This window comes from Pseudomonas oryzicola (assembly GCF_014269185.2).
Lineage (GTDB): Bacteria > Pseudomonadota > Gammaproteobacteria > Pseudomonadales > Pseudomonadaceae > Aquipseudomonas > Aquipseudomonas oryzicola.
The window spans coordinates 2,631,708-2,656,258 of record NZ_JABWRZ020000001.1 but is presented as its reverse complement, the minus strand read 5'-3'; the positions used below and the strand labels follow the sequence as shown (position 1 = coordinate 2,656,258).

At 63.9% G+C, this 24,551-nt stretch carries 22 protein-coding genes; 11 read left to right on the top strand and 11 right to left on the bottom strand.

Annotated features, from left to right (window positions below; translation table 11 throughout):
* Window positions 1–90: 90 nt before the first annotated feature.
* On the bottom strand, window positions 91–1,341 hold the full coding sequence (gene lhgO / locus HU760_RS12250) for an L-2-hydroxyglutarate oxidase (protein WP_186674307.1): 1,251 nt from the start codon (window positions 1,339–1,341) through the stop codon (window positions 91–93).
* A gap of 80 nt (window positions 1,342–1,421) precedes the next feature.
* Entirely contained in the window at window positions 1,422–2,399 is a 978-nt protein-coding gene (gene glaH / locus HU760_RS12245) for a glutarate dioxygenase GlaH (protein WP_186674308.1), read from the bottom strand.
* A 196-nt stretch (window positions 2,400–2,595) separates the two neighbouring features.
* Between glaH and csiR the strand changes: the two genes are divergently transcribed.
* The 3 genes from csiR (at window position 2,596) to HU760_RS12230 (ending at window position 5,476) form a co-directional block, all read left to right on the top strand.
* A complete protein-coding gene (gene csiR, locus HU760_RS12240) occupies window positions 2,596–3,291 on the top strand; it encodes a DNA-binding transcriptional regulator CsiR (protein WP_186674309.1) in 696 nt (231 codons plus the stop codon).
* Between the two features lie 135 nt (window positions 3,292–3,426).
* Window positions 3,427–4,107, top strand: coding sequence for a response regulator transcription factor (locus HU760_RS12235; RefSeq protein ID WP_186674310.1), 681 nt, complete (start codon window positions 3,427–3,429; stop codon window positions 4,105–4,107).
* Window positions 4,085–5,476, top strand: coding sequence for a sensor histidine kinase (locus HU760_RS12230; protein WP_186674311.1), 1,392 nt, complete (start codon window positions 4,085–4,087; stop codon window positions 5,474–5,476). The genes HU760_RS12235 and HU760_RS12230 overlap by 23 nt, the downstream gene beginning before the upstream one ends.
* A gap of 134 nt (window positions 5,477–5,610) precedes the next feature.
* Here HU760_RS12230 and cysS read toward each other — a convergent pair whose 3' ends face one another.
* Window positions 5,611–6,993, bottom strand: a complete 1,383-nt coding sequence (cysS, locus tag HU760_RS12225; RefSeq protein ID WP_186674312.1) for a cysteine--tRNA ligase — start codon at window positions 6,991–6,993, stop codon at window positions 5,611–5,613.
* 9 nt (window positions 6,994–7,002) lie between these two features.
* On the bottom strand, window positions 7,003–8,706 hold the full coding sequence (locus HU760_RS12220) for a glutamine--tRNA ligase/YqeY domain fusion protein (RefSeq protein ID WP_186674313.1): 1,704 nt from the start codon (window positions 8,704–8,706) through the stop codon (window positions 7,003–7,005).
* A 248-nt stretch (window positions 8,707–8,954) separates the two neighbouring features.
* Between HU760_RS12220 and HU760_RS12215 the strand changes: the two genes are divergently transcribed.
* Window positions 8,955–9,455 (top strand): peptidylprolyl isomerase, encoded by a 501-nt coding sequence (locus HU760_RS12215; RefSeq protein WP_170029693.1) that lies wholly within the window; start codon window positions 8,955–8,957, stop codon window positions 9,453–9,455.
* Window positions 9,452–10,174, top strand: a complete 723-nt coding sequence (gene lpxH / locus HU760_RS12210; RefSeq protein WP_186674314.1) for a UDP-2,3-diacylglucosamine diphosphatase — start codon at window positions 9,452–9,454, stop codon at window positions 10,172–10,174. Before HU760_RS12215 ends, lpxH begins: the two co-directional genes overlap by 4 nt.
* Before the next feature lie 91 nt (window positions 10,175–10,265).
* On the opposite strand, the gene pvdQ is transcribed toward lpxH, so the two are convergent.
* Window positions 10,266–12,557, bottom strand: a complete 2,292-nt coding sequence (pvdQ, locus tag HU760_RS12205) for a bifunctional acylase PvdQ (RefSeq protein WP_186674315.1) — start codon at window positions 12,555–12,557, stop codon at window positions 10,266–10,268.
* Between the two features lie 218 nt (window positions 12,558–12,775).
* Between pvdQ and HU760_RS12200 the strand changes: the two genes are divergently transcribed.
* Window positions 12,776–13,150 (top strand): fe2+ zn2+ uptake regulation protein, encoded by a 375-nt coding sequence (locus tag HU760_RS12200; RefSeq protein WP_186674316.1) that lies wholly within the window; start codon window positions 12,776–12,778, stop codon window positions 13,148–13,150.
* A 36-nt stretch (window positions 13,151–13,186) separates the two neighbouring features.
* Here HU760_RS12200 and HU760_RS12195 read toward each other — a convergent pair whose 3' ends face one another.
* Window positions 13,187–13,375, bottom strand: coding sequence for a hypothetical protein (locus HU760_RS12195; protein ID WP_003248064.1), 189 nt, complete (start codon window positions 13,373–13,375; stop codon window positions 13,187–13,189).
* A gap of 152 nt (window positions 13,376–13,527) precedes the next feature.
* Between HU760_RS12195 and HU760_RS12190 the strand changes: the two genes are divergently transcribed.
* The 4 genes from HU760_RS12190 (at window position 13,528) to HU760_RS12175 (ending at window position 15,987) form a co-directional block, all read left to right on the top strand.
* Window positions 13,528–13,986 (top strand): hypothetical protein, encoded by a 459-nt coding sequence (locus HU760_RS12190; protein ID WP_186674317.1) that lies wholly within the window; start codon window positions 13,528–13,530, stop codon window positions 13,984–13,986.
* A 249-nt stretch (window positions 13,987–14,235) separates the two neighbouring features.
* Window positions 14,236–14,616 carry a Mor transcription activator family protein gene (locus HU760_RS12185; RefSeq protein WP_186674318.1) on the top strand — a complete coding sequence of 127 codons (381 nt, stop codon included), beginning with the start codon at window positions 14,236–14,238 and terminating at the stop codon, window positions 14,614–14,616.
* A 66-nt stretch (window positions 14,617–14,682) separates the two neighbouring features.
* Window positions 14,683–15,366 carry a DUF2589 domain-containing protein gene (locus HU760_RS12180; RefSeq protein WP_186674319.1) on the top strand — a complete coding sequence of 228 codons (684 nt, stop codon included), beginning with the start codon at window positions 14,683–14,685 and terminating at the stop codon, window positions 15,364–15,366.
* A 66-nt stretch (window positions 15,367–15,432) separates the two neighbouring features.
* Window positions 15,433–15,987: a DUF2589 domain-containing protein gene (locus HU760_RS12175; RefSeq protein ID WP_367615771.1), complete on the top strand. Its 555-nt coding sequence runs from the start codon at window positions 15,433–15,435 to the stop codon at window positions 15,985–15,987.
* A 19-nt stretch (window positions 15,988–16,006) separates the two neighbouring features.
* On the opposite strand, the gene HU760_RS12170 is transcribed toward HU760_RS12175, so the two are convergent.
* The 3 genes from HU760_RS12170 to HU760_RS12160 are packed head-to-tail and all read right to left on the bottom strand — an operon-like array spanning window position 16,007 to window position 22,123.
* On the bottom strand, window positions 16,007–19,681 hold the full coding sequence (locus tag HU760_RS12170) for a translocation/assembly module TamB domain-containing protein (protein WP_186674320.1): 3,675 nt from the start codon (window positions 19,679–19,681) through the stop codon (window positions 16,007–16,009).
* Window positions 19,678–21,420, bottom strand: a complete 1,743-nt coding sequence (locus tag HU760_RS12165; RefSeq protein ID WP_186674321.1) for an autotransporter assembly complex protein TamA — start codon at window positions 21,418–21,420, stop codon at window positions 19,678–19,680. Before HU760_RS12165 ends, HU760_RS12170 begins: the two co-directional genes overlap by 4 nt.
* Window positions 21,421–21,472: 52 nt before the next feature.
* Window positions 21,473–22,123 (bottom strand): GNAT family N-acetyltransferase, encoded by a 651-nt coding sequence (locus HU760_RS12160; protein WP_186674322.1) that lies wholly within the window; start codon window positions 22,121–22,123, stop codon window positions 21,473–21,475.
* Between the two features lie 161 nt (window positions 22,124–22,284).
* Between HU760_RS12160 and xthA the strand changes: the two genes are divergently transcribed.
* Complete coding sequence (gene xthA, locus HU760_RS12155; protein WP_186674323.1) at window positions 22,285–23,097, top strand: exodeoxyribonuclease III; 813 nt, start codon at window positions 22,285–22,287, stop codon at window positions 23,095–23,097.
* Between the two features lie 75 nt (window positions 23,098–23,172).
* Here xthA and HU760_RS12150 read toward each other — a convergent pair whose 3' ends face one another.
* Window positions 23,173–23,925: an anti-sigma factor family protein gene (locus HU760_RS12150; RefSeq protein ID WP_186674324.1), complete on the bottom strand. Its 753-nt coding sequence runs from the start codon at window positions 23,923–23,925 to the stop codon at window positions 23,173–23,175.
* Window positions 23,922–24,443 carry a sigma-70 family RNA polymerase sigma factor gene (locus HU760_RS12145; RefSeq protein ID WP_186674325.1) on the bottom strand — a complete coding sequence of 174 codons (522 nt, stop codon included), beginning with the start codon at window positions 24,441–24,443 and terminating at the stop codon, window positions 23,922–23,924. Before HU760_RS12145 ends, HU760_RS12150 begins: the two co-directional genes overlap by 4 nt.
* Between the last annotated feature and the right edge of the window lie 108 nt (window positions 24,444–24,551).

Genomic DNA, 24,551 nt, shown 5'->3' with positions numbered 1-24,551 from the left:
ACGCAGGCGCGAAAAAGCCCGCCCTGCCCTGGATGGTGAGCAGGGCAGTACGGGTTGAGTAAACGAAACCGCAGGGTGTGTACGGGTGGTTCAGCTGGCTGTCCGCTGGCGGGGCGCCAGGTCGGCCTTGGGGGCAGCGCTGCCCTGCCGGCTGACTTGCTCACAGACCTTCTCGACGATGTAGGCACCGATCGGAATGGCCGACGTGGCAGCCGGCGACGGCGCATTGCAGACGTTGACGCTGCGCGCAGTGTTGACGAACAGGAAGTCGTCGATCAGCTTGCCATCTCGCGACACGGCCTGGGCACGCACGCCGGCCGGGTACGGCGTGAGGTCGGCCTTGGTGATGCCCGGGCAGTACTTCTGCACCTGCTTGAGGTAGCCGCCCTTGAACAGCGAGTTCTTCATCTCGATCAGGCCCGGGCGGAAGTTTTTCGCCAGTACCTTGAGAATGCCCGGGGTGGTCAGGGTCTGGAACAGGTCGCCAGGGCTGATGTCGGTCTTGCGATAGCCCTCGCGCTTCATCGCCAGCACGGCGTTGGGGCCGACGGTGACGGTGCCGTCGATCATGCGCGTCAGGTGCACGCCGAGGAATGGCATGGACGGGTCGGGAATCGGGTAGATCAGGTGGTTGACGATCTGGTTGTGCTGCTTGGGCAACAGGTAGTACTCACCACGGAACGGGCAGATGACGAACTCGGTACGCAGCCCCAGCATGCTCACCACGCGGTCGGCCATCAGGCCCGAGCAGGTCACCAGGAAACGGCTGCGCAGCTCGTCGCCATGCGTGCGCACGATCACTTCACTGGCGCGCTCCTGCAAGCCGATCACCTCGGCGCCATAACGGATTTCACCGCCGGCACGCTGGAATTCCGCGCCCATCGCCGCCGTCACCTGGGCGTAATTGACGATGCCGCTGGAGGGCACGAGGATGCCGCCCATCCCCACGATGTTCGGCTCGCGCTCGCGCAACTCGGCCGCCGACAGCCAGTAGCGTTCCAGGCCATTGGCCGCGGTGCGCTCCCACAGCGCCTTCATGCGCTGCATTTCCAGCTCGTTGGTGGCTACCAGCAGCTTGCCGCACTCGTCGAAGCGGATGCCGTGCTGGCTGCAGAAGGCCTTGGTGGCCTTGTTGCCTTCCAGGCAGAAGCGCGCCTTGAGGCTACCGGGGGTGTAATACACGCCGGCGTGGATCACGCCACTGTTGTGGCCGGTCTGGTGGCGGGCCGGACCGGACTCTTTCTCCAACAGGAGAATCTTCGCATCCGGGTAGACCTTGACCAGGTGCATGGCTGTGGACATACCCACAATGCCACCGCCGATGATGATGAAATCGTACACAGCCTTACCTCACACGCAGGCATTGCCTGGTTGGCTCACTACATGGACGCATGGGCGGGCGCCCGCCCCGCGCCCTGTCATTATTGTCCGCGCTGGTACAGCGGTTTGGGGAAGGCGAGATAACCGCGCTGGCGCATCAGTTCGCGGCGCAGGCCTTCATGTGGCGTGAAACGGTCGCGGCCATGCAGCCAGAACAGGTTGTTGATGAGCAGGAAGCTGCCCACGCCCACCGGTACCGACAGCTTCTTCTCGCTGCCTTCCAGCGATTCGGACAAGGCGTTCAGCCAGATGCCTTCTTCATAGTTTTCCGGCTGCACGAACTGGTCAATGTAGCGCATGGTCGGGCGGCCTTCAGCATCGGTGTCGAATACCGCGTGGAACACATCCTCGGACACCTTCTTGCTCGGTGGCGCGGTCCAGCGCATCTCGCGGCGTGCCAGCGGGTGGCGGAAGAACTCGTCGCACTGCTCCCAGTCATCCAGGTGCAGCAGCAGGGAGTTGCCGCCTTCCATGTTCTTTTCGTCGATTTTCAGCATCAGCACGTAGTCGGTGATCTGGTTGACGAAGGTGCCGTCGTTGTGCAGCTCCATGACCCGGTGCGGCTGGCGCAGGTAGCTGTCGGAGTTGTCGGTGTTGACCACCACGAAGCGGGCATAGAACTGGCCACTCATGGCGTCGTAGTTGCTGCGCCCGATCAGGTGCGCGCAGGCGGTGGTGAACTTGACCATGTCTTCGGCCTGGCTCACGTCATCCAGGCCGACCGGGGTAATCAGCATGCCACCGCTGGCGCGGTTGAGGATGGTGTTGAGCAGCACCGGGCGCAGGGTGCCCTGGCACAGTTGGTCGAGGATCTCGCCTACGCGGAAACGCAGGAACGACTTGTATTCCAGCGCCTGCACCGGCCACTGGGCAACGGCCTGGACGAACGCTTCCACCGTTTCGCGGGCAAAGGTGATCTGCAGCAGGCGCGGCGACTGTTTCGAAGGGGCGATGGTGTAACCACGTGGTTCGAGCGGCAGTGGCATCACAAGTTCGTCGATCTGCGTAAAAGCGTTCATGGCAATGTCCTGGCAAAGAAAGTGGGTGGCGCCGTCCGCTCATGACCTGGATCAGTGCGGGCGAGAGAAAAATATCGCCACAAACACAAAATGTCTACATTTTTATTTTTCAGCGACAATTTGACGATTTGTCCATTGTTTTTCGCCAGCTGACGCTTTCGGTATGATCGGCAAAACGGTTTGAGGAAACAGGACCTTGGAAGCGCTCGCCCCCCGACAAAACTCAGCATTCAGCGGGTATGAGAGGCTCAAGAAGGACATCATCCGCGGCGTCTTCAAGCCCGGTGAGAAGCTGTTGATGAGCACCCTGAAGGAACGCTACGACCTGGGCGTCGGCCCGTTGCGCGAAGCGCTGTCGCAGCTGGTGGCCGAGCATCTGGTCAACGCCATCAGCCAGAAGGGCTACCGCGTGGCCCCCATGTCGCTGGAGGAGATGAACGACATCTACGATGCCCGCGCCAACCTGGAGGCGATGATCATCACCCTGGCCATCGAGCGTGGGGATGACGCGTGGGAAGCGTCGGTCCTGGCCCATTCGCATACACTGGCCAAGGTGGTGGAAGTAAAAACCCGGGAACAGCGCCTGGACCTCTGGGACGAGCGGCACAAGGCGTTTCACACTGCCATCGCTTCGGGTTGCGGGTCCAAGCATCTGCTGCAGGCACGCAGCTACCTGTTCGACCAGGCCGAACGCTACCGGCACCTGTGGCTGACCCAGACGGTGTTTTCCGAGCAGGCGCTGGAGCTCAAGCGCCAGGAACATGCGGCACTGGTCGAAGTGATTCTCGCCCGCGACGCCAAGCGCGCCAGCGCCATGATGCGCTCGCACCTGATGACCCCGGTGCCGATCATTGCCCAGATCATGCATGCCGAGGGCATCGGCGCGCGCTGAGCCGCTTCTGCCAGCGAGCGCCGATGCTTGTAGAAGTGCCCCTGCCCGGCCAGGCGACTAGATGAATTTTTCTTAAATCGCCGGTTGGCTATTCTTTGGCACAATCAACTCTCCATCAGATGCCCGGAAACCAGCATGCCTCGCGTACTGACCATCGAAGACGACGCCGTCACCGGCCAGGAAATCGTCGCCGAACTTACCAGCCACGGCCTGGAAGTGGATTGGGCCGACAATGGCCGTGAAGGCCTGGCCAAGGCCATTGCCGGCGGCTACGACCTGATTACCCTGGACCGCATGCTGCCCGAGGTCGACGGGCTGACCATCGTCACCACCCTGCGCAACCTCAAGATCACCACGCCGATCCTGATGATCAGTGCCCTGTCGGATGTCGACGAGCGCGTACGCGGCCTGCGTGCCGGTGGTGACGACTACCTGACCAAACCGTTCGCCTCCGACGAGATGGCCGCACGGGTCGAGGTCCTGCTGCGCCGCAACAGCGTGCCCGTCACCCAGACCCGCCTGCAGGTTGCCGACCTGCAGCTGGACCTGATCAGCCACGAGGCCCGACGCGGCGATCAGACGCTCAACCTGCTGCCCACCGAGTACAAGCTGCTGGAATACCTGATGCGCCATAGTGGCCAGGTCATCACCCGCATGATGATTTTCGAAGAAGTCTGGGGCTACCACTTCGACCCGGGTACCAACCTGATCGACGTGCACATTGGCCGCCTGCGCAAGAAGATCGACTCACCCGGCCAGTCGCCGCTGATCCGTACGGTACGGGGCTCCGGCTATGCCATTGCTGAACCCGTCTAAAGGCTGGAGCTCCTCGACCAGCCGCCTGTTGGCGCTGTACAGCTTTCTGTTCGTGGCCTGGAGCAGCATCCTCATGGGGGTGCTGTACTTTGAAGTGTCCAGCTACCTGAACAAACTCACCCGCCATTCCATGCTGCAACGCCAGCACCTGTTCGCCCACATGAGCGGCAAGCAGCTGGATGATGCCCTGGTCGCCAGCCAGGCCCTGGAAGAGCGCAGCTTCGATGCCTATGGCCTGTTCGACAGCCAGCTCAACCCGATTGGCGGGCGCATTCGCGCGCTTCCGCAAGAGTTGCGGCTGGATGGCAAGGTTCATGAGCTCAAGCGCTGCCTGGACGCCGACGACCCGCACATGCCGCGTGACAGTTGTGATGCCGTGGCGATCAAGGTGCAGGATGGCCGCTGGCTGGTGCTGGTCCGTGACAACGGCTCACTGTTCGTGGTTACCCGGATCATTCTGCATGCACTGCTCTGGGGTATCTCGCTGACCCTGATCCCTGGCTTCGCCGGCTGGTACCTGCTGCGCCGCCGGCCGCTCAAACGCATCCGTGCGATCCAGGCCCAGGCCGAGCTGATCGTCGCCGGCGACCTCACCCACCGCCTGCCGCTTTCGGCCCGGCGCGACGAACTGGACATGCTGGCAGCCATCGTCAATGCCATGCTCGACCGCATCGAGCGATTGATGCATGAGGTCAAGGGCGTGTGCGACAACATCGCGCACGACCTGCGCACCCCGCTCACGCGCCTGCGCGCCCAGCTGTACCGCATTCGCCAGCAGAGCGACAGCGATTCCACCCAGGCCGAGGCACTGGACCAGGCCATCGGCGAAACCGACACCCTGATGGCACGTTTTCGCGGGCTGTTGCGCATCAGCGAACTGGAAGACCGCCAACGCCGTGCCGGTTTCGTCCAGCTGGACCCACACGCATTGCTGGTGGAGCTGCATGACTTCTACCTGCCCTTGGCCGAAGATGGCGGCATTCGCCTGGAACTGCAGCAGCCTGGGGAGCTGCCGCCACTGCATGGTGACCGCGAGCTATTGTTCGAGGCCTTGGCCAACCTGGTGGGCAACGCTATCAAGTTCACCCCGGAGGGTGGACGGGTGCGCATTACCGCGACGCAGGACGACAACAGCCTGCAGCTGGCCATCGAGGACAGCGGCCCGGGTATTCCCGAAGAAGAACGGGCTGCGGTGCTGAAGCGTTTCTATCGCAGCGACGAAGGCCATCGCCATGCGGGGTTCGGGCTGGGGCTGTCGATCGTTGCGGCGATCGTCGACCTGCACGGCTTCGGGCTGGAAGTCGGGGCAAGCGGGTTGGGTGGGGCGAGGCTGGTGTTGCACTGCCCGCTTGCGGGGCTGAGCAAGTAACAGCGGGGCCGCTTTGCGCCCCATCGCGACACAAGGCCGCTCCGGCAGAAATAGCGCTGCATTCAATGCATGCCTCAACCTGCAGGAGCAGCCTTGTGTCGCGATGGGCTGCAGAGCAGCCCCCTTGTCACCGATCAGTCAGCCAGACGCCAGGTAGTACTACCCTTGCTGTCTTCCAGCACAACGCCCATGGCGGTCAGCTGGTCGCGAATGCGGTCAGATTCGGCCCAGTTCTTGTCTGCACGCGCCTGCAGGCGCGCCTGGATCAAGGCCTCGACCTCAGCCGCATCCACCTTGCCTTCGGCACCGGCACGCAGGAAGTCATCGGCTTCCAGCTGCAGCACACCGAGCACATCACCCAGTTCACGCAGGCGACCGGCCAGGCCCGCGGCCGCGTCCGGGTCGCTGTCGCGCAGGCGGTTGATCTCGCGCACCAGGTCGAACAGTACGGCGCAGGCTTCAGGGGTGCCGAAGTCGTCGTTCATCGCCACGCTGAAGCGTTCGACGAACGCCTCACCGCCCTTGGCTGGCACGCGTGGCAGGCCGCGCAAGGCGTGATAGAAACGCTCCAGGGCACCCTTGGCATCGCGCAGGCTGTCTTCCGAGTAGTTGATCGCGCTGCGGTAGTGGCTGGCCACCAGCAGATAGCGCACCACCTCGGGATGGTACTTCTCGAGCACATCACGAATGGTGAAGAAGTTGTTCAACGACTTGGACATCTTCTCGCCGTTGATACGGATCATGCCGCAGTGCATCCACGCATTGGCGTACTGCTTGCCGGTGGCGGCTTCGCTCTGAGCGATTTCGTTCTCGTGATGCGGGAACTCCAGGTCACTGCCACCGCCGTGAATGTCGAAGCTTTCGCCCAGGCAGCAGGTCGACATCACCGAGCATTCGATGTGCCAGCCCGGACGCCCCGGCCCCCATGGCGACTCCCAGCTCGGCTCGCCCGGCTTGGCGCCTTTCCACAGGACGAAATCCAGCGGGTCCTGCTTGGCTTCATCGACCTCGATGCGCGCACCGATACGCAGGTCTTCGATCTTCTTGCGCGACAGCTTGCCGTAGCCGACGAACTTGCCGACGCGGTAGTACACGTCGCCATTGCCCGGGGCGTAGGCGTAGCCCTTGTCGATCAGGGTCTGGATCATCGCGTGCATGCCGGCGATATGGTCGGTGGCACGCGGCTCCTGGTCCGGCGGCAGGATGTTCAGGCGCCGCTCGTCTTCGTGCATCGCGTCGATCATGCGGGCGGTCAGGGCGTCGAAGGCCTCGCCGTTCTCGTTGGCCCGGTTGATGATCTTGTCATCGATGTCGGTGATGTTGCGCACGTAGGTCAGCTCGTAGCCGCTCTTGCGCAGCCAGCGAGTGACCAGGTCGAAGGCCACCATGCTGCGACCATGGCCCAGGTGGCAGTAGTCGTACACGGTCATGCCGCACACGTACATGCGCACCTTGTTGCCATCCAGCGGCTTGAAGACTTCCTTGGCTTTGCTCAGGGTGTTGTAGATGGTAAGCACGGCGGTTCCTCAGCTGCCCCAGGAGTCACGCAGGGTGACAGTGCGGTTGAATACCGGGCGGCCCGGCTGGCTGTCTTTCAAGTCGGCGCAGAAGTAGCCTTCGCGCTCGAACTGGAAGCGGTCCTCGGGCTGAGCCTGGGCCAGCGATGGCTCGGCACGGCAGCCGCGCAGCACCTGCAGCGAATCCGGGTTGATGTTGTCCAGGAAGCTGCCGCCCTCCTCGGTCTTCTCCGGGTTCGGCGAGCGGAACAGGCGGTCATACAGGCGCACTTCGCACTCGACGCTGCCTTCGGCCGGCACCCAGTGGATCACGCCCTTGACCTTGCGCCCTTCAGGGTTCTTGCCCAGGGTGTCCGGGTCGTACGAGCAGCGCAGCTCGACGATGTTGCCGTCGGCGTCCTTGATGGCCTCGTCGGCGCGGATCACGTAGCTGCCGCGCAGGCGCACTTCACCGGCCGGCTCCAGGCGCTTGTAGCCCTTCGGCGGCTCTTCCATGAAGTCGTCGCGGTCGATGTACAGCTCACGGGAGAACGGCAGCACGCGCACGCCCATGTCTTCCTTCGGGTGGCGCGGCAGCTCAAGCTGCTCGACCTGGCCTTGCGGATAGTTGGTGATGACCACCTTCAGCGGGCGCAGCACGCACATGGCGCGCGGTGCGGTGCGGTCCAGGTCGTCACGGATGCTGAACTCGAGCATCGACATGTCGACCACACCGTCGGAACGGTTGGTGCCGATCATTTCGCAGAAGTTGCGGATCGAGGCCGGGGTGTAGCCACGGCGACGGAAGCCGGACAGGGTCGACATGCGTGGGTCGTCCCAGGCTTCGACATGCTTTTCGTCCACCAGTTGCTTGAGCTTGCGCTTGGAAGTGATGGTGTAGTTCAGGTTCAGGCGACTGAACTCATACTGGCGCGGGTGCGCCGGCACCGGCAGGTTGTCGAGGAACCAGTCGTACAGCGGCCGATGCCCTTCGAACTCCAGGGTGCAGATCGAGTGGGTGATGCCCTCGATGGCGTCCGACTGGCCGTGGGTAAAGTCATAGTTGGGGTAGATGCACCACTTGTCACCGGTCTGGTGGTGGTGGGCATGGCGGATGCGGTACAGGATCGGGTCGCGCAGGTTCATGTTCGGCGACGCCATGTCGATCTTGGCGCGCAGCACGCGCTCACCGTCCTTGAACTCCCCCGCCTTCATGCGGGCGAACAGGTCAAGGTTCTCTTCCACGCTGCGCTCGCGGAACGGGCTGTTCTTGCCCGGCTCCTTGAGGCTGCCGCGGTATTCCTTGGCCTGCTCGGGGGTGAGGTCGCAAACGTAGGCCTTGCCGCGCTTGATCAGTTCGACCGCCCAGTCGTGCAGCTGGTCGAAGTAGTCGGAGGCGTAGCGCACGTCACCGGCCCAGTCGAAGCCCAGCCACTTGACATCGCTCTGGATGGCGTCGATGTATTCCTGGTCTTCCTTGGCCGGGTTGGTATCGTCGAAACGCAGGTGGCAGACGCCCCCGAATTCCTTGGCCAGGCCGAAGTTCACACAGATCGACTTGGCGTGGCCGATGTGCAGGTAACCGTTGGGCTCCGGCGGGAAACGGGTAACGATGCGGCTGTGCTTGCCCGAGTCCAGGTCGGCCTGGATGATCGGCCGCAGGAAGTTCGCAGGGACAGCGGGGGCGCCTTTGGCAGCGGCGTTGGGCGCGTTGTCGGCAGTGGGCTTGCTCATAGGATCCTTGAATGCACGTGGCCGGCCTGGGTAGGCCGATTGAATCAAAGGGCCTATCATAGCCGAAGCAGTCAAGCTGCTGACAGTCGGGCCCGGACAATCAGCCGCGATTTATCACGGCTTTTTGCCGCAGCCTGGCAAAATGGCCAGTGCGCGCCATGTGTCGCGATCGCCTGATCCTGCGTCAGGTGGTAACCCGCGCCCTGCGCACCCTAATTCCCGATTGCCTTGAAAGAGCGAGTTTCAGCATGTCCAAAGTCAAACTGAGCACCAACCACGGCGACATCGTCCTGCAACTGGACGCCGAGAAAGCGCCGCTGACTACCGAAAACTTCGTTCAGTACGTCAAGGATGGCCACTACAACGGCACCGTGTTCCACCGCGTGATCAAGGGCTTCATGATCCAGGGCGGCGGCTTCGAGCCTGGCATGAGCCAGAAGAAAACCCGCGCCAGCATCCAGAACGAAGCCGACAACGGCCTGAAGAACAAGAAGTACAGCATCGCCATGGCCCGCACCATGGAGCCGCATTCTGCCTCGGCCCAGTTCTTCATCAACGCCGCCGACAACGACTTCCTCAACCACAGCGGCAAGAACGTGCAGGGCTGGGGCTACGCGGTGTTCGGCGAAGTGATCGAAGGCCGTGAAATCGTCGATGCCATCGAGAAGGTCGCAACCGGCTCCAAGGCCGGCCACCAGGACGTGCCGAAAGACGACGTGATCATCGAGAAAGCCGAGATCATTGAGTGATCCTGCTGATCTCCGATCTGCACCTGCAAGAAGAACGCCCGGACATTAGCCGGGCGTTTCTTGATTTGCTCGATGGCCGTGCCCGCCACGCCCAGGCCTTGTACATTCTGGGCGACTTCTTCGAAGCGTGGATCGGCGACGATGCCATGACGCCCTTCCAGCAGTCGATCTGCCAGGCCATGCGCCAGTTGAGCGACAGCGGTACGGCCATCTACCTGATGCATGGCAACCGTGATTTCCTGATTGGCCAGGCCTTCTGCGCAGCCGCGGGCTGCACATTGCTGGTTGATCCCAGCGTGATCGAACTGGGCGGCGAACAGGTGTTGCTGATGCATGGCGACACCCTGTGCACCCGCGACCTGGGCTACATGAAGCTGCGTCGTCTGCTGCGCAACCCGCTGAGCCTGTGGCTCTTGCGTCACCTGCCGCTGACGGCGCGCCACAAGCTGGCGCGCAAGCTGCGCAGCGAAAGCCGCTCGCAAACGCGGATGAAGGCCACCGAAATCGTCGATGTCACCCCGGAAGAGGTACCGCAGGTGATGGCCGCGCATGGTGTGCGCACGCTGGTGCATGGCCATACCCACCGGCCGGCGATTCACAAGCTGGTGGTCGATGGGCAACCGGCGCGGCGCATCGTGCTGGGTGACTGGGACCGTCGGGGTTGGGTATTGCAGGTTGATGAGCAAGGCTTTCAGCTGGCGCCGTTCGAGTTTTCCTGACGCTGCAGCGCCGGCAATCCTGGCGCGGGTAAATCCGCTCACACGGCCACTGCACCGCTTGCTGCCTCGGTGCAGTGCCCGTGTGAGCACCTCAAGGCTGACTGGCCACCGCGTCCTTGTCTCCCTCACTGATCACATACTGCTGGTACTCAGGGTCCGCCTTGATTTGGGCTTCGGTAAACGGTAGCGCCGCCAGTTGCTTGGCCGAGAAGGCCTTGGTCTGGTCGCCGAAGTGCACCGAACCGGCTTCGCTGGACTGAGAGAATGCCAGCAAGCCGCGAGCCTCCGGCCCCTTGTCGGTAAAGCTGACCAGTTGCAGGTAGCTGGTACCACTGACTACCAACCGCTTGCCCTGCCCGTGCGGCACGCTGTGGATCGCGTTGTACACGCCCAATGCTTGCGGGCCGCCCGGTACTGGCGTGCCATCAACGGCATGCTGCACCTGCCCCCAGCGCACCTGCTTTGCCATGCCACTCTCATTCACCTGCCTGAGCGACGCCAGCGCCGCCTGGTGCAGCCGTTCGCGCACCGCTGCCTGCTCGACCGCCAGGCCACGCGGGGTGTGCAGCGGGTCGGCCGGGTCGAAGGCCACCCGCCAGCTTTCCGGGTGTTCGGCCAACGCCTCGAACAGGTTGTTGAAGTGCACCAGGCCAATGCCACTGTCGAGGTCGGCCTTGCCATTCCAGCCCGCCAGGCTGCTGCAGACGGCCTGGACATCGGCAGCGACGCCCTTGCACCACTGCAGCAGGTCTGGCAGCACCAGGCTGGCCAGGTAGACCTCATCGTCAGTCACCATGCGTTGCAACTCGTCGATACCCAACCGGGCCTCGCCCTGCAGGCGTTGCAGAGCAAAACGGCCGCGCATGCCCAGCGGCTGGTCACTACGACTTATCAGTGGCGAGTAACCGGTCAGCGGCTGCGCCGGGTTGGTCATCCAGGCCGGGTCGTTGGAGTTCTGTACGAAATCCGTACGCTGAAGGCTGGGCAGCAGCCTTGCCGGGAAGATCCCCGGCTGCGCCGCCTGCGCATCCACCTTCCATGCGCACCCGCTGCGCGAGCCATCCAGCACCACCAGACGCCCCGACGCCTGTGGATTGCTGCACGCCTCCAGCAACGGCTGATCGACATAGGGCACCACCGACTGGTTCAGGTACAAGGCCTGGCCGGCCTGGTCCACAGCCAGCGTGTTGACCCAGGGAATACCCTGCAGCCGCTCGACCGCCCCCTGCAGCACCGCCAGGCTGTCGGCGCGATTGATCTGGTACCACTGCTGCAATACCCGGGTGTTCTCCAGGTTGGCATCGCGCAAGCTGTAGGCCGCATGAGCATCCCAGTCCAGGCGCCCGGGCCATTGCACCACCGGGCCGAAATGCGAACTGTAGACCTGGCGTTGCACCTGGCTCAGGCTGCCGTCTTCGGCCTTGACCACAACGCTGACGGTATGCCGGGTCAGCGGCAGCGACTTGCCATCGAGCAGGTAGCGAGTCGGGTCCTTGGGATCGAGCTGCAGGCGGTACAGGGTAAAGTGCTGCGACGTATCGACGGTGTGCGTCCAGGCCAGGTGCTGGTTGAAACCAATGTTGACCACTGGCAGCCCCGGCAATGCCGCCCCCATCACATCGAGCGCGCCGGGAATGGTCAGCTGCATCTGGTAGAAACGCATGCCCCCACTCCACGGGAAGTGCGGGTTGGCCAGCAACAGACCGTGACCATTGGCCGAACGCTGAGCGCCTACGGCAACGGCATTGCTGCCGCGCTCCAGGGCGAAACGCTCCTGGCGGGCCAGTGCCGTGGCAAAGCCGCTCGCGGCCTGCCGGCTGGCCAGCGTTGGCGGTTGCGCCTGCGCCAGTGCCTCGACGAACTGCCCAATGCCACCTTCGGCCAGCAACCGACGGGTCAGCTTGATCAGGTCTTCGCTGCTGATCGGCCGCAGCCACTCGCCACTGCCGCATTCGGCGGGCAAGCCTTGGCGACGGCGCTCGGCCAGCGCCCGGTTGTAGCCACTGGCATATCCCGCCAGCAACGCCCGGACCGGGGCCGGTTGCGCCTGCAGGAACGCACTCACTGCTGACGGGCTGTTGAGCCAGTTGAAGAACACATCACTGGCCAGGTTGTCGCGTTGCTCCAAGGTCTTGCCCCTGGCCCCGAAGTAACGGGAACGTTCCCCGCTGACCGTGAGCACCTCGTTGGCCAGCAAGCATAGGTTGTCCTGCGCATAGGCATAGCCGATACCGTAGCCCAGGCCAAGCTCGTCCTTGGCCACGATATGCGGCACGCCGTAGCTGGTACGGCGAATCTGCGCGCTGGCATCGACTGCGGCCGGCTGCGCCGCTGCGCCTGCACCGAGGGCTAGCAGAGCGGCGGTCAGGCCAGCGCACGTCATGGGACGGGAGATTGAAAACACAGGCATTCCTCGAGTTCGGGGGTCATCCCGAGCAGACGAATGGCCAGATGAAAATTTTACCTAAGCGCGGCGGATGATACGTCTTGAACATGAACCGGCATTTTTTTCGCGGATGGGCTGCAGTTTTTTCGTTCTCATTCGTCCTAGTCATTGAGGCACCCATATTTTCGGGTTCGTCGACGAAAAGGAGCATTCACATGTACAACCCGCAATCCTCGATCCAGGCCGGTCGCAGCCCGGACAAGGCGCCCCAGGGACAGGACGCACTGGCCGACGAACGTACTGGCAACGAACAGATCCGCGCGCTGTTGCGCACCTTCGGCCTGCGCACCAGCCTTATCCGCCTCAAGGTGATCGACGCCCTGCACGTCGCCCAGCGCAATGGCCGCAGCATTGGTGTGCGTGGCGTGCATGCGCAGCTGCAGCAGCTGGATATCCCGCTGTCGTTCCTCAGCGTGCGCGAAGTGCTCAAGCGCCTGTGCGCCGAAGGCGTCATCCAGCTGGGCAGCGACAAATGCTACAGCCTCAACCCCCAGGCGCGCGCCGTGCTGGAGCAAACACCTCCACGCTGAGGGCACGGCCGGCCACGGCTGGCCGGCCCGCACAGGTCAGGGCTTGACCTTGCGCCGCAAGATACCATTGATGACCACCACCACCACGGCAATGGCAATCGCCAGCATCTGGAAGGTCTGCTCACTGATCGTACCCTGCTTCTGCAAGTGGGACAGGCCCAGCATCAGGCCCAGTACGACCAGGATGATCAGAAGGGAGTATTTGAGGCGCTGCACATGTGTCATCGAAGGTTCCTTGCAACATCTGGGGCAAATGGCTCGCAATAAGCGGCGGCAATGATACAACGCCCACTGGCCCCGGCGCTGCATTTCCTGCTGGGTGGGGTGGCGGTTGCCTGCAAGCATGGCGCTCCCAAGCACTTACCGCCGGAGGCCCCATGTACAAACCCCTGTTGTTCGCATCCCTGTTTTTCACACCCTTTTCCCTTCATGCACTCGATACCCGCCAGGCCTCGCCCGAGCAACTGCTCGAACTGGGACGCGACCTGGCGGCCCAGGCCGGTGCCAGCCAGTGGCAACAACTATGGCAACGCGTCCGCCAGGCCGGCTACCTCCAGGCAAACAGTGCATCGCTGCATTTCAGCGTAGCGCCAGCGCTGCTGCCCGAGCTGGCCCGGCAAACCTTGGCCCGAGCTGACCGGGTGCAAGCGCAGCAGCAAACCCAGGCGTTGTACCGACGCAACTTTGCCGACCAGGTCATTGGCCAGCGTGATGGCCAGCCGCTGCATGCGCTGTGCTTGCTGGTCGATTGGCGCGCGCTGCCGCAAAGCATGCTCCACACCCCTGAAGCTTACTTGCGTGGCGCCAGCCTGCTCAGCAGCTATCCGTGCGATTGAGGGTTGCCAGACCCTGCAAGCAGAGCCGGGAGAGGCTTAATGGGAAACCACCCGCCACAGCCAATTGTTGAAGCCATGTCCTACAGCGCTGGATATCGCTGCCTGCAATTCCTGTTCTCCGAGGCTACAAGCCCCAACCCCTATGTCGCCTAGCGACCGCTTTACCCGTCGCAGAGAATTCAGTCACACCGTCGACATAAACGCCGCTGGTGATCGGGTTGTAATCCCATCCATCCCAAGGAGCACCACATGGAATTGCCAGACTTGAGCCACATCGATATCAGCCAACTGCCCCATTCGCTGCAGTCCCTGATCGACTGCATCGGCATCGACAATGCCTACCAGCTCACCTGCGCCTACGGCGGCAGGCCCAAGTACATCCCCAAGCATCGCGAGCGCACCAAGCTCGCCGATGTGCTGCCAGCCGAAGCACTTGATGCGTTGATCAAGCGCTTTGCCGGGGTCGCCCTGGAGATTCCCAAGGCAGACCACTTCCTGCGCCAACTGCGCAACCAGCAAATTCAGAAAGAAAGCGCCAGCGGCTTGTCACGCAGCCTGCTGGCCAACAAATACGGCCTCAGCCTGCGCCAGATCGGCAACATCCGGCGCCAGGAAGCGTGCGCTCGCTGATTCCCTACCACCGTGCCCGGTCGCTAACGATCGCTTGTCACACCCAACCAGAAAGAGACACCAGTCATGATAGATAACAGCCTCATCGGATCCGTCATCAACTCCTTGCCGATGGATCGCATGATTGCCGGCCCCCTGCAAGCCATGGTCCAGGCCCAGGTCACCGCGAGCAAGTCGTATGCCGACTTCCTGATGCAAGTCTGCATACAGGACGGCAAGGCGGTCGCCATCCAGTTCGACTACGACGAAACCATCGTCGACGAACAGGGTGAATACAAAGGCGTGGTCAGCAAGACCATGAAAGTGCCGCTGCTGGCGGCCATCACCCACCCGAACATTGCCATCGAAGAAGGTAAAGTCGAATTCGAACTGACCATCCAACAGTCGGCGGAAGACACCTCCAGCAGCGAAAAGAGCGGCACAATGGCCGCCTCGCTGGGCTGGGGGCCGTTCCGACTGAACATGAAAGGCAGCATCAGCCACAAGTCCACGCAAACCCGCAAGACCGATACCCGCGCCCGCTATGCCTTCAACACCACCATCAAGCGCCAGGAACCACCAGAAGCGCTGATGCGAGTGATCGACTTCCTTACCGACGCCGCCACCAAACCGACCGTCGTCGGCTCGGCAAAACTGGATAGCCCGGAGGCGATCTCGAAGGCCGACACGCTGAAAAACAGCGCCAGCGCTGGAACCGGTGCTGGTGCTGGTGCTGGTGCTGGTGCAGGAGCCGGCGCCGCAGCTCCTTGAGCCACAGAAACCCGCACCTCCCCCATCTGCGTGGTGGGGGAACTACCCGCCAGAGGAGCCAAGTGAGTGGACACCCTACCCGCCCCGATGACGTCAATCGACCTGCGCGAAATCACCCGTGGCCTGCAGCAAGCCGCCAGCGCCACCAACAGTCTGATCGCGCAGCAATACATCAACCTGTTCGACCAGTTCTTCGAATGCGACACCGAGGCATTGGGCGCGCCCATGAAAGCCAAGATGGTCGAGGTGGCCATGGACGGCCAGCACATCATGCGGGTACCGCTGTTCGCGCTGGTATCGCCCAAGGGCCTGGCCCTGGAGCGCATGCAGGTCGACCTGTCCGTCCGGGTCAAAGGCACTGAAGCACAACGGGCACTGAGGGACACTGGCGAAGACAGTGCGGCAAGCTTCAAGGTCTCGATCGGCGGCCAAGGCCGTCAGGGAGAAAACCGTGACCCCGACGAGGTGCAGATCCGCATGCAATTCCAAGCCAGCGAACCACCAGAAGCCCTCAACCGCTTGATCGAGGAATACACCAGCCAGATCATCCCGGTACGCGCCCCCAGCCCGCCGCATTCACCGGATACCAACGAGTTCATCGAGGCGGCCACCGTCCGTTGACCGCCGCCCCTTGCGCGGCTCAGAAGTCGCGCTTGTAGAAAATGTCCAGTGAACTGGCCAGCCCGCTGGCAGCTTCGAGGTAGACCTTCTTGCTCAGCTTGTAGCGCAACGCAATGGTGTTGGCAGGCTCGAACACCCCCACCCCGTAGCGCAGGCTCAGCTTCTCGGTAAGGTTGCCGCTGGCGACCACACTGGTGGTGGTGCCGGAACCTTCGGTGTCCAGCTGGAAGTCGTCGATCCCCAAACTTGAAGCCAGGCTGCTGGTGATGCCGGCGCTACCGGCCAGGCCCAGGCCCAAAGCCGCCTCGGCAAGCATGTTGTTGTCTTCGCCGGAGGCGCCCAATGGCCGCCCCAGCACCAGGTACGACAATGCCTGTTCCTGGCTCATGGCCGGCTCCGAGAACACCTTCGTGGTGGGCTGCTCTGCGCTGCCGGTCAAGCGGATACCGGCAATCACGTCGTCAACCTTGCGGATCGCTTCGATGTCCAGGTACGGCTGGTCGATAGGCCCGGCAAACAGTAGCCGCGCACGGCGAATGGTCAGGCGCTGGCCGTAGGCACGGTAGCGGCCGTCAGCCAGGCTCAGCTCGCCACGGGTATCAAGGTTATCGCCGATGTGCACATGGCCGAGCAAGTTGGCCTTCAAACCAAAGCCACTGAACGACAGCTTGTCGCGCCCCACTTCGACGTCGATGTCCATGGCTATTGCCATGGGTGGCGTACCCTCTTCGGTCTGGTGGCCGACGATCACCGTGTCATCCGACACTTTCACGGTGGACGGCGGCAGCTCACGCACAGTGATGGTGCCTTTGGGTACCTGCACCTTGCCGGTAACCGCCAGCTTGTCGTCGATCAGGCGCAGGGCCAGCTCCGGGGCGACCTCCAGCGTTGCATAGGGTTCGACCGTAACAGGCAATTGCTGGCCTTGCAGGCGCAGGTCCATGCCCAGTGCCTGGCCCCAGGTGAGGTCGCCACGCAACTGGCCATGCCCCGCCTCGCCACTGCGCCAGTCACCCTCGAGTTGCACCTGTTCACCAGCGATCAATGCCTGCAACGACAGGTTCTTGAAGCTGACCGGCAACTCGGCACCGCTGATCTCGCCACCGCGAAGCATCAGGTTGCCATTGACCTGCGGCGCCAGCAGGGTACCCGACAGCCGCCCGCTGCCATTGAGCAGCCCGGCCAGGCGCTCGACCATCGGCACGAACGGCCGCGCCACTGACAGGTCGAGGCCGGCCAGGCGGAAGTCGCCTGACAATGGCTTGTTCTTGCCTAGCGGGTCGAGACGGGTATTGACGTTCAGCTCACCCAGGCGCTGGCCACGGAACACCAGGCGAGTATCGATACGCCGCGGCGCCAGCGTGCTGTCCAGGCGCAGGGCCTGGTACGGGAAGTCGACCCAGCGGTCCTTGTCACGCACGCGCAGGGTGCCGCCACTGGCGTCGACGACGATGCTGCCCTTCGGGCCGCTGGCCGGAATGTCCAGATTGATGTCGGCGTTGAGCAGCCCCTGCCAGGCGAAGTCTTTCGGCAGCCATTGGGCCAGGCTGTCCAGCGGGAACTGCTTGAGGTGGTAGCGCAAGCGTGGCTCGGGGGCCAGGCGCTGGTCGTCGCCGCACAGGCTGGCCCGGCCAGAGCGCCAGCAATGGGCACCGAAGTCCAGCTGGCCGCTGGCCAGCCGCTGCAGGCGCGCTGGTGCCTGCAACTGCCAGTCCTGGCCACCGGCCTGGACCCGCCCGCTGGCCAGGCGCCCACGCCAGTCACTCTTGTTCAACTGGCCATCCAGGCCCAGGTCGAGTTTGAGTTGCGGGCCATCCAGCGCCAGGGTCAGGGCCTGCTGGCGAATGTCGCCCTTGCCGTTGGCCTGCAGGGTGCCCAACGCCGTGTCACCCAGGTGGATGCCGCCGGCCTTGAGCGCGATCACGCCGCGCTGGGCGTTGTCCAGGCGAGCATCCAGGCCCAGTTGCTGAAGACGGTTTTCGCCCAGGGCCAGCTGCTGGCCTTGCAGGGCCAGCGTACCTTGCGGGGCCTGCAAGGTACCGGCGATGTCCAGCCGGCCCTTGACCTGGCCCTGCAGCCTTGGCCACAACTGGCCCAGCCGCGGCAGGTCGAGGTCGATCCGCCCGGCCAGGCGCTGCTGCAGACTGCCACTGCCATTGATCCGGTTGTCACCTAGCTGGATGGCCAACGCGCCCAGCGTCCAACGCTCCCCGGCCCCCTGGGTATCGACCTTGAGTACTGCCGGCTGACCGCGCAGACGGCCTTTCAGGTCAAGCTGGGCCTCCAGGCTCAGCGCATCACCCTTGAGCTCGCCTTTGCTGCGCAGCGGCCCCGCCAAGGTGCCTGGCAGTTCGGCCAGCCAATAGGCCGGGTCGAGCGCTGAAAGCTGCAGGGCAACGTCCCATGCCAGGTGCTCGGCAAAATCTACGGCAACGCTGCCTTCAGCCTTGCCTTGCCCGGCAGTCAGCGCCAGTTGCGGCAGCGTGACCTGGCTCAGGTCCCCTTGGAACGGGCTGGCCAGGCTGAACGGTCCGGCCGGGCCGTCCAGGTCGCCATTGAAACTACCTTGGAAATTGCCATCGCGATAATGCACCTGGGCGATGAAGCGCTTGAGCGTGACCTGAGGCGGCGTCTGCAGCGGGTACAGGCGCAGCCACGGGAAGTCCTGCCAGTCCAGTTGCGCGTCGCCGGCCAGCCCTTGCTGCCAGTCGGCGGTGGCTTGCAGCTTGACACGCTGGGTGTCGCTGGCGCTCAGGTCCAGGGCATCCAGCCTGGCCCCTTTGCTGTCGACCACGCCAGACAACAGCAAGGCCACTGGCGACTGCTCGGCGGGCAGACTGGCGGAGCCCGATAGCTGATAACCCGTCAGCAGGTCGCCCTTGGCATCGAGGCTGAGCTGGTTGAACTGCAGGGTGTCGGGCAGCGAGCCGGCTGGCTTGAATGCCTCGGAGCGTATCTGCAAGGCCGCCGGCAGATGCTCGGCCAGCGCCTGCAGTTGCCCGTTCAACGTGGCGTCGAGGTAACCGCTGCTGGTACCGGCGAGCTTCAGGCTCGTCTGCAGTCCACCGCTGGCGCTCAACGCCAGCTGCCAGGGCTTGCCGTCTATCGCTGGTAATTGCACCTGAGCCTGGAGTTGCACCGGCCAGTCACCTTCGGGCTGCAGGTTGCCCTGCAGCTTCAATTGCAGATCGTCGCGCTGCAATTGCAGGTTGTCGATGCGCATCCCGGTTGCGGTCCAGTGCGCTGCCAGTTGCAGGTCACCAAGCAGGTCGCTGCCGTCCAGGCGCAACTGGCCGACCTTGACTTCACCCAACTCGACAGCCACCGGCAAGCGCACGGCCGGCAACTGCAGCGGGCCGCTCTCGGCCGGCTCGGAACCGGGCGCAAAGGCCATCTCGATGCGTTGCGCCTGCAACTGGTTGATGCACAGGGTGGCGCGCAGCAAGCATGCCGGCGACCAGCCCAGCAGTGGCGCCTGCACTTCGACCTTGCTGTCGCCGTCGGCCCAGACCAGCCGGCTGGCTTGCCAGCGACCGGCCAGGCGGCCCTCGAAGTCGGTCACTTCAAGCGCGGGCACCCGGCCCAGCACCCAGCGGCTGCCCGCCTCGGTCCCCAGTAGCAGGCCCAATGCCATGCCCAGGCTCGCAATTACCCCGAGCAGGCCCGTCAGCAGGTACTTGATCACACGTTTCACAGCTCAGGCCCCATGGAAAAGTGCAGGCGAATGCCCCCTTCGTCATCCAGCGCCCTGGCCAGGTCCAGGCGCAATGGCCCGACCGGCGATACCCAGCGCACACCAAAACCGACGCCGGTCTTCAGGCTCGGCAGTTCAAGGTCGTTGAACGAGTTACCCTGATCGACGAAGGTAGCCAGCCGCCACTTCTCGCTCAGCGAATACTGGTACTCGACACTGCCAGCTACCAGGTAACGCCCGCCAATGCGATCACCGTCGCTGTTCTTCGGCGACAGGGTCTGGTAGTCGTAGCCGCGCACGCTCTGGTCGCCACCGGCGAAGAAGCGCAGTGAAGGCGGAACGTTGTTCCTGAAACCATTGGTCGCACTGCCACCGAACTGCACCCGGCCGAGCAGCCGGTGGTTGTGGCCAAGGGTGGTCAGGCCCTTGAGCAGCACGTTGCCATGCAACAGGTTGGTGTCCGAGACCAGGCCTTCCTTGGCGGCCTGCACATCGAACTGCAGGCGGTAGCCGTTGTGCGGGTCGATCCGGTTGTCACTGCGCAAGAAGGAGAAGCTGACCCCCGGCATCAGCAGGTTGCTCAACCCCGAATCATCGCCCAGGCGATACTCCTCACGCTGGTACTTGAGCGAAATTACCCGCTGCCAGCCGCTGGGCAGCTTGCTGTGCCACTCGGGGCCGACCGTCAGCAGTTTACTGAGGGTATCGGTGCCGGCGAGTTCCTCGTTCTGGTAGCCGCCAGCGAAGCGCAGCTTGTCGGTCAGCGGCGGGTCGAGCGGTATGTCGTACCACAGGCCGACGTTCTGCCGGGGTGCCGACAGTTCGGTTTCCCAGCCATAGCTGTGGCCTTGCGGGTTGACCCAGTGGCGGGTCCAGTTGGCCTTGCCACGCGGGCCGACGTCGGTCGAGAAGCCCAGGCCCAGGCCCAGGGTGCGCGGCTTGCGTGTTTGCAGGTGGACGTCCACCGGCACTTCCTCACCGACCGCAGCGGTGGGCGCTGCATCCACGCGCACGCCTTCGAAGTAACCGCTCGATTGCAGGTCGTTGTTCAGTTCGGCGACCAGTTCGGAGTCGTAGGGTGTACCCGGCTTGAACGAGACCATGCGCTGCAGCAGGTCATCGTCCAGCGGGGTGTCGCCGCCGAAGGTAACGGCGCCCAGGCGGTAGCGTGGGCCGCTCTGGTAGACCAGCTCGATGTCGGCCACGCCTGCCTGGGGGTCGACCGCCAGGCGCTGGCGGCTGAAGCGCCCATTGAAAAAGCCATAGCGCGAAGCCTGGTTCTGGATCAGCCGTTTGGCATCTTCGTAATGGCCATGGTTGAGTTGTTCACCTGCACGTAGCGCCTTGCTGTCGGGCACGCGAAAGGCCTTCAGCTCGCTGGCCGGCCCTTCGATGCGCACGATCACGTTGCGCAGGCGAACCGGCTCGCCCGGGGTGATGGTGATGATCAGTTGCGGGGAATGGTCAGCCGCGCTGGCAGGCTTGACCTCGGTATCGATCTGCGCCTGATAGTAGCCAAGTGCCTGTGCCGCTTTGCGCGCCTGCTCCTGGGCGCCGCGACTGAAGCGCAGCAGCGCTTCCTCATCGCGGTCGCCAAGGGTACCGATGTAACCTTCGACATTGGCCTTGAGCGCCTTGTTGGCCGGTTTTACCTTCACCAGCAACTCGCTCTGGCCCCATGCTGCGAAACTGGCGGCCCAGATAACCAGGCCCCAGGTCAATCTTCCTGAATACGTCATGCGGCGCATGCTACCAGAGCCGCGCGCTCAAGGGAGCCGCTGCGCTGCCCGCTCAGGCAAAAGCGGAATCGGACGAGACCGGGTTGGGATGAAAGAACACCCTCTCTCGGATTGGCCCTACAGCCACCTCTCCAATTTCTTCATAGCCCTGGCGCTGATAAAACGCCAGGTAGTGCTCGTTTCCGGTGTCCAGTACCACTCCCTGGGTGCTCGCGTCGGCTGCGCACCAGTCGTGCACAGCTTGCAACAATTGCTCGCCGTACTGCTTGCCCTGAAACTGCGGGTGAACCCCCAACAACGGCAGCACATGGACTTTTTCGCTGGGCAGACAGCTGGCCAGGGCAGCCTGGTAGTCCATGTAGCGGCGGGTGCAGCGCAGGCCGGTACCCAGCATCATGCGCAGGCGCCAGGCCCAGCTGTCGGCCACGCCCAGCCGCCGTAGCGGCGGCACGATCAGGGCCAGGGCGATCAGGCGGTCCTCCAGCAGCAGGCCGATGGCCGGCAGTTGCAGGTAGAAGTGCTGGCGAACCCACTCGCGCACCATCACCCGCAGGCGCCGCTCATAACCCGGGCGCTGGGCCTCGAAGATATAGGCGAAGGTCGGTTCGTGGCGGTAGGCGTTGTACAACAGTGAACGCGCTTCACGGCTGTAGCCGTCGTCGAGCAGGCACACACGCGCCGGAGCGGCAGTGGTTTCGGGCATTGCGGGCAAACCTCCTGGAATGGGCAGACAGTGCCTTGGGGTGCCTCAGCGAGCATCGTTCCCCCTGCAAAGCACGTTAGCAGCCGCCCCGCGAAGCCGCCATGCTGGTGATGACAGGCGATGTCAGCTAGCATCGCGCCTTTTACCGGGATTGTCTTTCCATGAAGATCGTCTGTTTCAACATCAACGGCCTGCGAGCCCGACCGCACCAGCTGGCGGCACTGATCGAAAAGCACCAGCCGGACGTGATCGGCCTGCAGGAAACCAAGGTCAGCGACGATCAGTTCCCACAGGCAGACGTGCAGGCACTGGGTTACCACGTGCATTACCACGGCCAGAAAGGCCATTATGGCGTCGCGCTGCTGTCGCGCGAGGCACCGCTGAGCCTGCACAAGGGCTTTGCCACCGATGAGGAAGATGCCCAGCGCCGCTTCATCTGGGGCACCTTCGCCGATGCCGACGGCAACCCGATCACCATCATGAACGGCTACTTTCCCCAAGGCGAAAGCCGCGACCATCCCACCAAGTTCCCGGCCAAGCAGCGCTTCTACGGCGACCTGCAGGCGCTGCTGGAAGGCCAGTTCCGCAATGACCAGCCACTGCTGGTGATGGGCGACATGAATATCTCGCCGCAGGACTGCGACATCGGCATCGGCCCGGACAATGCCAAGCGCTGGCTCAAGACCGGCAAGTGCAGCTTCCTGCCGGAAGAGCGGGAGTGGCTTGAGCGCCTGAAAGGCTGGGGCCTGGTCGACAGCTTCCGCCACCTGCACCCGGACGTGGCCGACCGCTTCAGCTGGTTCGACTACCGCAGCCGTGGTTTCGAGGACGAGCCCAAGCGCGGCCTGCGCATCGACCTGATCATGGCTTCGCAGCACCTGGTGCCACGGCTCAAGGCCGCGGGCGTGGATTACGAACTGCGCGGGATGGAAAAGCCTTCGGACCATGCACCGATCTGGCTGGAGTTGAGCTGATCGACTAGCCTTGGTGCCCCGCAGGGTCGGCCTTTCAGAAAACCAGGCCGCCCTGCGGCGGCGCACCCGTGCAGCTCACAATCCCAACCGCAACGCCTCGCCTACCCCTGCCCCGCGCACATCGTCCGCCGCGCTGACCAAGGCAAAGTTGTAGGCCCCGTGCGACCAGTACCGCGCCTCCAGCTGGCCGTCCACCCGCTGCCCATCCGGCATGCGCCGGTACTGCTCGCCCGGTGACCGCAGGAACAGGCTGATGCGCTGCCCCTTGCCATCCTCGAACACCAGCAACGCCGCCGGCCCTTGCTCGTTGCTGAGCAAGCGCGCGCCCACCGGTTTGAAACCATAACCTGCCAGGTCCGGCAACTGGCCCACGCGGCTGAAATGCCGGCCCAGCCAGTCGCGCAACTGCGCCGGGTCGCTGGCCTGGATATCCAGCGCCTCGCTGCCGGCAAACAGGCGGTGCGCCTGGACGGCATCGGCCATCGGCAGATTCGCCTGCGCCAGGGTCGCGTCGCGCACCTGCCAACCGCCCAGCCCGCCCACGCCCAATGCCAGCAGCAGCACTGCCGCCCTGGCCCAGCGGCGCTGACGGCGCTGGCGTACTTGCCGCTGCAACTGGCCCAGGTCCAGCTGCGCCGCCCCAGGCAGGTCGGCAAAGCCGGCCAACGCCGCGCGCAAGCGGCGGGCATCGGCACGCCAGCCCTCGACCTTGGCCGCGGCCTGCGGGTTGGCCGCCAGCCAGGCGTGCACCTCGGCGCGGCGTGCAGGCTCCAGGCGCTCATCGACATACGCGTGCAATTCGTCTTCGCTGGGGATCAGGCGCGTCATTTCAGTCTCCGCAAGGCTGGTGGCTGGGGGGCTCCCTCGGTCAGCTGGCGCAAGGCATTGCGCGCGCGCGACAGGCGCGACATCACGGTGCCGATGGGGATGCCAAGTGCCTGGGCGGCCTCCTTGTAGCTCAGGCCTTCGACAGTGACCAGCAGCAGCAAGGCACGCTGCTCCGCCGTCAACCGGGCAAACGCCTGCAGGTCGGCCTGGGCCTGGACGATGGCTTCGAGGTTGTCGCCAACCGGCTCTTCATCACGTTCACCACGGCCGAACCAGGACAGCCAGCGTGCATGCAGGCGCTCGCGACGTTTACCGTCGAGGAACAGCCGATAAAGGATGGTGAACAACCAGGCGCGCAGCGCATCGGCGTCACGTTGTTGAGCGCGCCGGCTCAGGGCCCGCTCGACCGTGGCCTGCACCAGGTCATCGGCGCTGCCCGGCTCGCGGGTCAGCCACACGGCAAAGCGGCGCAGGCGGGCAAGCAGTTCGCGCCACTGGTGGTCGTCCAGGTCGTGCATGGCAAGGTCCGGCCTCTGGGTTGGTCAGTGTAAGCAGCAGACGCCTGTCCGCAAATTCTATTCCCGTCGAGGGAATAAGTTTTACCTGACACCGTCGTACCGGCACCT

Bases quoted from the DNA above. Each gene is read 5' to 3' on its own strand.
- glaH (WP_186674308.1), bottom strand. From the start codon at position 2,399: ATGAACGCTTTTACGCAGATCGACGAACTTGTGATGCCACTGCCGCTC.
- HU760_RS12235 (WP_186674310.1), top strand. From the start codon at position 3,427: ATGCCTCGCGTACTGACCATCGAAGACGACGCCGTCACCGGCCAGGAA.
- HU760_RS12230 (WP_186674311.1), top strand. From the start codon at position 4,085: ATGCCATTGCTGAACCCGTCTAAAGGCTGGAGCTCCTCGACCAGCCGC.
- HU760_RS12220 (WP_186674313.1), bottom strand. From the start codon at position 8,706: ATGAGCAAGCCCACTGCCGACAACGCGCCCAACGCCGCTGCCAAAGGC.
- HU760_RS12215 (WP_170029693.1), top strand. From the start codon at position 8,955: ATGTCCAAAGTCAAACTGAGCACCAACCACGGCGACATCGTCCTGCAA.
- pvdQ (WP_186674315.1), bottom strand. From the start codon at position 12,557: ATGACGTGCGCTGGCCTGACCGCCGCTCTGCTAGCCCTCGGTGCAGGC.
- HU760_RS12200 (WP_186674316.1), top strand. From the start codon at position 12,776: ATGTACAACCCGCAATCCTCGATCCAGGCCGGTCGCAGCCCGGACAAG.
- HU760_RS12195 (WP_003248064.1), bottom strand. From the start codon at position 13,375: ATGACACATGTGCAGCGCCTCAAATACTCCCTTCTGATCATCCTGGTC.
- HU760_RS12190 (WP_186674317.1), top strand. From the start codon at position 13,528: ATGTACAAACCCCTGTTGTTCGCATCCCTGTTTTTCACACCCTTTTCC.
- HU760_RS12185 (WP_186674318.1), top strand. From the start codon at position 14,236: ATGGAATTGCCAGACTTGAGCCACATCGATATCAGCCAACTGCCCCAT.
- HU760_RS12180 (WP_186674319.1), top strand. From the start codon at position 14,683: ATGATAGATAACAGCCTCATCGGATCCGTCATCAACTCCTTGCCGATG.
- HU760_RS12165 (WP_186674321.1), bottom strand. From the start codon at position 21,420: ATGACGTATTCAGGAAGATTGACCTGGGGCCTGGTTATCTGGGCCGCC.
- HU760_RS12160 (WP_186674322.1), bottom strand. From the start codon at position 22,123: ATGCCCGAAACCACTGCCGCTCCGGCGCGTGTGTGCCTGCTCGACGAC.
- xthA (WP_186674323.1), top strand. From the start codon at position 22,285: ATGAAGATCGTCTGTTTCAACATCAACGGCCTGCGAGCCCGACCGCAC.
- HU760_RS12150 (WP_186674324.1), bottom strand. From the start codon at position 23,925: ATGACGCGCCTGATCCCCAGCGAAGACGAATTGCACGCGTATGTCGAT.
- HU760_RS12145 (WP_186674325.1), bottom strand. From the start codon at position 24,443: ATGCACGACCTGGACGACCACCAGTGGCGCGAACTGCTTGCCCGCCTG.